This is a genomic window from Streptomyces sp. O3, from assembly GCF_054788135.1.
This window is the reverse complement of the sequence record NZ_JBTVYK010000259.1, coordinates 1-228: the sequence shown is the minus strand read 5'-3', so window position 1 is coordinate 228 and position 228 is coordinate 1. Positions and strand designations below refer to the sequence as shown.

Below are 228 nucleotides of genomic sequence, written 5' to 3'. Positions count from 1 at the left end.
CATTGAGGGCGCTGTTCAACAGCCAGTCTCCACGCTTCTGCATAGTCCAGCGAGAGAAAAAACTCACCGACATCGTGTATGCGCAACGTCCAGGGCGTCTTTGTTTGACCGCCGGTAATCTTTGCAGCAAGCCAGTCCGCTGGTCTTATCTGATCGATGAGCGCCACCAGATTCTCAGCCAAAAGTTCCGGTCCACCTCTGCTCAAAAGAAGTTCAACGGTCCTGTAG

Annotated in this window: 1 protein-coding gene; it reads right to left on the bottom strand. The window is 53.1% G+C overall.

The genetic code is table 11. The annotated features are described in order from the left end of the window. On the bottom strand, window positions 1-182 hold a 182-nt coding region (locus ACX6XY_RS30570; RefSeq protein ID WP_460338020.1), incomplete at its 3' end, for a hypothetical protein. Window positions 183-228 lie beyond the last annotated feature (46 nt).